Origin of the sequence: uncultured Thiothrix sp., assembly GCF_937873765.1 — a bacterium.
Taxonomy (GTDB): domain Bacteria; phylum Pseudomonadota; class Gammaproteobacteria; order Thiotrichales; family Thiotrichaceae; genus Thiolinea.
Genome location: NZ_CALMZC010000020.1, coordinates 80384 through 86383, shown reverse-complemented (window position 1 = coordinate 86383; position 6000 = coordinate 80384). Strand labels below are relative to the sequence as shown.

6 protein-coding genes are annotated in these 6000 nt (G+C 45.0%); all 6 read right to left on the bottom strand.

All coding sequences use genetic code 11. From position 1 onward, the window contains the following. Nucleotides 1–125 precede the first annotated feature (125 nt). Complete coding sequence (locus Q0307_RS06685) at nucleotides 126–893, bottom strand: MBL fold metallo-hydrolase (RefSeq protein ID WP_298658406.1); 768 nt, start codon at nucleotides 891–893, stop codon at nucleotides 126–128. Beyond that, complete coding sequence (bamC, locus tag Q0307_RS06680) at nucleotides 894–1574, bottom strand: outer membrane protein assembly factor BamC (protein WP_298658405.1); 681 nt, start codon at nucleotides 1572–1574, stop codon at nucleotides 894–896. A 15-nt stretch (nucleotides 1575–1589) separates the two neighbouring features. Next, on the bottom strand, nucleotides 1590–2471 hold the full coding sequence (gene dapA, locus Q0307_RS06675; RefSeq protein ID WP_298658404.1) for a 4-hydroxy-tetrahydrodipicolinate synthase: 882 nt from the start codon (nucleotides 2469–2471) through the stop codon (nucleotides 1590–1592). A gap of 91 nt (nucleotides 2472–2562) precedes the next feature. Continuing rightward, on the bottom strand, nucleotides 2563–2922 hold the full coding sequence (locus Q0307_RS06670) for a hypothetical protein (protein WP_298658402.1): 360 nt from the start codon (nucleotides 2920–2922) through the stop codon (nucleotides 2563–2565). A gap of 79 nt (nucleotides 2923–3001) precedes the next feature. Beyond that, nucleotides 3002–5008, bottom strand: coding sequence for a histidine kinase (locus Q0307_RS06665; RefSeq protein ID WP_298658399.1), 2007 nt, complete (start codon nucleotides 5006–5008; stop codon nucleotides 3002–3004). A gap of 35 nt (nucleotides 5009–5043) precedes the next feature. Next, complete coding sequence (locus Q0307_RS06660) at nucleotides 5044–5997, bottom strand: response regulator (RefSeq protein WP_298658396.1); 954 nt, start codon at nucleotides 5995–5997, stop codon at nucleotides 5044–5046. Nucleotides 5998–6000 lie beyond the last annotated feature (3 nt).

Below are 6000 nucleotides of genomic sequence, written 5' to 3'. Positions count from 1 at the left end.
CGCATTATACAGACCACACATCTACCGTCAACTACCTTGATAAAGTTTTTTTAAAGCTTTTTTGACAGTCAAAATTTAAGCCTTAGAACTCAATTAGTTAAGCTCGAAAAAATTTTTGAGGCTTTCTAATAATTTAACGTTTGCCAGTCTAAACCTTCCAGTTGATTGGCTATTTTTATGCCATCCCTTTCACCACCTACTCCTTTGCAAAGGGCTGCATAAGCATATTCTGGTAGATTATTGATCTGACTGAGATGGCAAGCTACCAAGGATTGCAGCTTATCGAGCTTAAGTTGTTTGAGTAGCTCCACTACTTGCTGATTGGATAAATGCCCATAGCGGCTCTCGAGCCGTTCTTTCAAAGCAGAGGGATAAGAGCCACGACGCAACATTTCGGTTTCGTAATTGCATTCAATCATTAAACCTTGCAAGCCATTGAGTTGCTCAAGCATAGCGTCAGTATAGCTACCCGTATCAGTCAATATGCCTAAGCGTATCGCACCATCTGAAAGTATAAACTGGCAAGGCTCACGTGCATCATGCGGAACAGAGAAAGGAGTGATCTCTAAATCACCAATAGCAAAAGACTGTTTAAGATTAATAAACTGAGTTTGCGCAAACGACTTATCGTTGATTGCTTTACAAGTGCCAACCGTTAAACAGACTGGAATTTGATAGCGTCTGGATAAACGCCCCACACCTAAAGCATGATCGCCATGTTCGTGTGTGACTAAAATAGCGCTAAGCGAATCGGCTGAACAGCCTAAGCGCTGTAAACGACGTTCAGTTTCTGCGAGCGTGAAACCGCAGTCGACAAGAATGCGAGTTGACCCGCATTCTATTAAAGTTCCATTACCTTTGCTGCCACTACCTAAAGAGGCAAATCTCAGCATTTATTGAGAAAGTTCAGTTTTCAGGCGAGCCAATAAAGCACTAGCCTCTTCAACGTTGACTGGCTTACCTGCCTCATCACTCACCACAATTAAACTTTGTTCACCACGATCACCAATAATAAAACGATACCTAACCCCTTCGGTCGCTTTGCCGTCACCTATCTTGGAATTTAAATAAGACATAAAGCGGCTAACAACATTTTTATCTTCATCAACAGTATTAGCATCAATCACCGTATAGATGCCTTGCTCATATTGTTGACTTGCAATTGTTAAACCCATTCGCCCTAAAGACTGCCCCGTTTTAGCCCAGACTTGGTCATAGCGTCCCTCGACTGCTAACACCGGATTGCCGTCTTTCAAACTACTTAACGTTGAGTTCAAGCCGCCCATACCGGTTGGTATGCCCCCCCCACTTTGCCCTACAGCAATGGCTGTTTGGGTAGGTGGAGGTACATCCGAAGCTGATACAGGCCGTTGAATCGTATAGGTAGAATCAAAAGCCGGCGCAGTTAGTCCCGGTGGAATTTCCAAGTTCGCGATCGAACCACTATTACCGCGATAATTAACTGTATCTGTAACTGAATCAATTTTTAACCAAGAACAGCCTGACACAAGAACTGCTGAACTGAAAGCAAACACAGTCACTGAAGTGCTACGTGCTCTTTTACTGCTGATCATAAACCCTCGCTGCTCCTATGCGCACTGAAGTCCTGCTTTCTGCATCGCCGCTAAAATAGTCGGACGCAATGCTGCAGATAAAGGTACTAAAGGTAAACGCAAGCTTTCGCTACCGAAGCCTAGTTTGTGGACAGCCCATTTTACCGGAATTGGATTTGGTTCTAAGAATAAAACACGATGTAAATCAGCTACAGTAGCATCAATGCGCGCGGCGGTTTCACGATCACCCGCTAGAGCCGCTTTACACATTGCATGCATTACTGCTGGTGCGACATTTGCTGTGACCGAAATATTGCCCTTGCCACCGGCCAGAATTAGCTCCATCGCCGTAGCATCATCACCACTATAGACGTCCATACGCTCGCCACAGCGCTGCATAATATCACGTGCGCGCTCGATATTGCCGGTTGCTTCTTTAACTCCAACAATATTAGAGATAGAGGCTAAGCGTTCTATAGTTTCAGGCAATAAATCACAGCCGGTGCGCCCAGGCACATTATAAAGAATTTGGGGAATGGCCACGGCTTCAGCGATCTTTTTATAGTGCTGATATAAACCTTCTTGCGGAGGTTTATTGTAATAAGGAGTCACTAACAAGCAGGCATCAGCACCATCCCGCATAGCCGCTTCAGTCAGCTCAATCGCTTCATCCGTGCTATTGGAACCAGTACCTGCAATGACTGGAATACGTTTATTAACCAGTTGTACAACTCGCTTCACGACATAACCATGTTCTTTGTGCGAAAGGGTTGCAGATTCGCCAGTCGTCCCTACCGCCACAATAGCATCGGTGCCATTTTCGATATGAAATGCTACTAATGCTTCTAATGCTTGCTCGTCAATGCCCCCTGTGTGGGTCATAGGGGTGACCAGTGCTACCATACTGCCGCGAAACATGGAGTCCCTCCAGTGATTAAATCTGCAAAGCATACTACTTGATGCAGTTAGGGAAACACAAGCATTACGCGGCAGCTTTAAATTTAGCTCCTTAGCAACTTGATTGCAGCTTCCAATTAATTTCCACTTGATAATTCAAGCGTCCTGCAGGCTCATGCTCCCATTTCACCTCTAGCTTGCATTGCCCACCCGCAGGATTACAACCAGAAGCCGGCTTACTGACGATATTAGCCTGACCATAGCGCCGTTTGGTATACACAATACGAGCGTCATCAAATACAGCACAGGCTTTAGGTGCAGTGAGTTTAATCACATCACTGCCTTTACCACCCGCTTCTTCGGCATGCTGATACTCCACTTTAGTCGGCACCAAATCCGCCGCAAAGACCACAGGTGCAAACGCAAGACCCGCAAACAAGATTAATTGATTAGTAAATCGTTGAATAAACATATCGAAATCCTCAAAATAGACGACCAACTTATAGAAGCCTTTATTTTTTCAATCTTTTGGCTTACTTACCTACAACCACTCATACACCGTTAATGGGTAACCCGATCTCAAGACAAGTACCGACAGCACTTGGCTTGATTGCGAATTCCGCTTTAATTTTTTGTGCACGGTACTGCATATTTTTCAATCCATTACCGCCACTTCCACCTAAGTTGAAGCCCTTGCCGTTGTCACAGACCTCGATATTAATTAGACCTATGCCCTCTGGTTTTGTTTCCGACTTAGCAGATAAGCGGATACAAGTAGCACCTGAATGTTTTAAGGCATTCGTGAACGCTTCCTGCAATATTCTTAATAAATTTAGTGCACGCTCTGGCCCAAAATCAGTTAAGGGCGGCAACTCATCTACATCCCATTCCAACTCGACCCCACAAGCATCTAAAGCGACGCCAATCCGAGTCCGGAACATGCCAAGCATCGCTGGTAAATCGGTACTCGCACTACCTAATGAGTCGATCATTAGACGCAAATCGTTTAAAGCATTGTGAGCAGCATTGCTCAATTGCTCCCGATCCACCGTACCGCTTTCTAACTGCCGTAACATGCTAGTCAGATACACACCAATTCCATCATGCATATCGCGCATAATCCGTGAGCGCTCATGCAATAACACTTGCTCCTGCCCCAGAATCCGGATTGTTTCATAGCTTTGCGCAATCTTGCGGGTCTTCTCTTCAACGCGCTCTTCTAATTCTTGGTTCAGCTCAATCAATTGCGCATTGAAACTTTCCATGGCCTGTAAAGAACGTACAAAGCGCTGTAACAAAATCCACCCAAAGGCGAGCAAGACAAACGGTGCACCGAAGTGTAAAAATCGCCCATAAGCCAGCGACCCCAGATTCAAAATCACCATCCAGTCATAGATAGCTAACAGTGCTACCACACTACCTGCTGCGACCAGTACATATAAATCTGCACTACGGATTTTCCAAGCTTCAAGCGCTGAAAATAGCAGGACATATAACAAGCTCATACACATCAGCGGATAAGCTACCAAGCGCAATAAGTTATAAAACCAAGCTTCAGGCACGACGGCCAAGACAACCGCTACGACAGCAAAAACCCATACCACAGTGCGCTCAGTGCGGGAATGTCGTTGGTGTAAGAAGCGATGCACAAAAAACACGGCGACTAAACTTAAACCACCTAAACTCACTAAACTCAGCCAATCCCAAAAGCGATAGCTGCCAACGATATGCACTACGAATTGATCGAGTGTATATAGCGACCAAAATAAACCACCTAAAGCACAAAAACCGTATTCAATATCTTGGCGGCGATACAGCCACAGCAAACCAATCGCACAGCTCAACACAAACACAACCAATGCAATCGTTTGTGGCAAGGTAGAACGGAAGAAGTGGTACTGCTGATAACTTGCTTCCAACACTTCTGCCCGCCCAATCACCAAGCGATCCAAAAATCCAGCATTAGCAGGTTGACTCACCACATAAATATCAAAGTAGTTATCGCCTTGATTTAATAAACCTTGTGGAATGGCAAACATCAAGGGTCTGTTTGTATTCCGTGCTACGGGTGCTTGAAAGCTGCCACCCCAGCCAATCAATTTGCCATTCACAAATACAGCCGGATCGCCACCTGTTGCGGGTAATACCAAGCCCCACAAGCCTGAAGGTGCAGTGGATAAAGCTACTTTCACTCGATAGACTACTTGCCCTATTTTTAGCTCCGGTATCACTGCAAACTCATCACGCCACTCATGCGGCAGATTCACAGTTTTACCTTGAGAAATTTTTTCCAAGGAATGTTGCACACAACTACCTAAAACGTCTGCTAAAGGCAGAGCGATATCCGCAGTAGCTAGATTGTCGTCGATGCTTGAGGGGCAAGCAGCAGGGTCAGCCACCACAAGCGTGGCATTATTCCGGCTTAGAGTACCGTCTGCAGGTGGTTGGTAACGCACCGTGGTAAGTTGCCAACCTAGCACTAAGCAAATGCCTACTAACAACAGAACCGGCCACGCACCCAAGCGAGCGGCTACCCGTAAATCAATAATATTTTTCAAAAGCACAGTCCTTTACGAATGAATCTGAGCATTCGCTATAACTGATCTAACATCGCTTTTAAAGCCTCTTCATGGCTAAACCCTTGAGTCAGCATGGCTTGGATGATCGATTTATCATCTGCATTGAAGCTCTTACGTACCGCCACAAAAATTTCACCGGCTGAATAATGCAGTTGTTGTAAACATTGAATGCATTGTCCAAGCTCTAGGCCAAAAACCATCTTTAAAACATCAAGAATTTCTGCACCGCTTTTGCCACCCATTTTTAACGCTTCAGCGACTTGCTTGGCATCTTTATGCGCAGGTTGAGAAGCTTGGTTTTGCAACATACTCAGTTGCCCCATCCGCCAACCTTCAAACACGGCTTCATTACGTGAATTCACCTCTAATTTTTGGTAAATACGCTTAATATGTGAGGCCACTGTATGCGGCGAAATATCTAAAGAACGAGCAATTTCTTTATTGGAATAGCCGCGTGAAATGTATTGCAGCACCATTTTTTCTTTAGGAGTCAGTAGTGCATCATTTTCACTGCTACTAGCAGACCCACTATCGCCCTGCTGGAAATAATCCAAGATATAGCGCGCAATCGCTGGACTAATCGGTGATCCACCTTGCAATAATTGTTGAATAGCTTCTGCAATATGCGTAGCTGGCTCATCTTTCAATAAATAGCCACTGGCACCTGCTTTAATCGCTTCCACCACACTATTTTCATCACCAAAGCGAGAGATCACCATGACTTCTGCTTTCGGGTGTTGCTCACGAGTTTGTTCGATTAGTTGCTTACCATTGCCATCTGGCAGACCCAAATCAGTTAGCAACACATCTAAGCTATTGTTTTCCAACCATTTAGAAGCATCCGTGTAAGTACTAGCCATGCCTACTAAATTTAAACTGGATTGGGTACGGATAATATCTGCTAAACGATTCAGAGTACCTTGGTCATCTTCGACCAAAAACACCCGCTGGATGTGTGAAATTGTCATAAG

Bases quoted from the DNA above. Each gene is read 5' to 3' on its own strand.
- Q0307_RS06660 (WP_298658396.1), bottom strand. From the start codon at position 5,997: ATGACAATTTCACACATCCAGCGGGTGTTTTTGGTCGAAGATGACCAA.
- Q0307_RS06685 (WP_298658406.1), bottom strand. From the start codon at position 893: ATGCTGAGATTTGCCTCTTTAGGTAGTGGCAGCAAAGGTAATGGAACT.
- Q0307_RS06670 (WP_298658402.1), bottom strand. From the start codon at position 2,922: ATGTTTATTCAACGATTTACTAATCAATTAATCTTGTTTGCGGGTCTT.
- dapA (WP_298658404.1), bottom strand. From the start codon at position 2,471: ATGTTTCGCGGCAGTATGGTAGCACTGGTCACCCCTATGACCCACACA.
- bamC (WP_298658405.1), bottom strand. From the start codon at position 1,574: ATGATCAGCAGTAAAAGAGCACGTAGCACTTCAGTGACTGTGTTTGCT.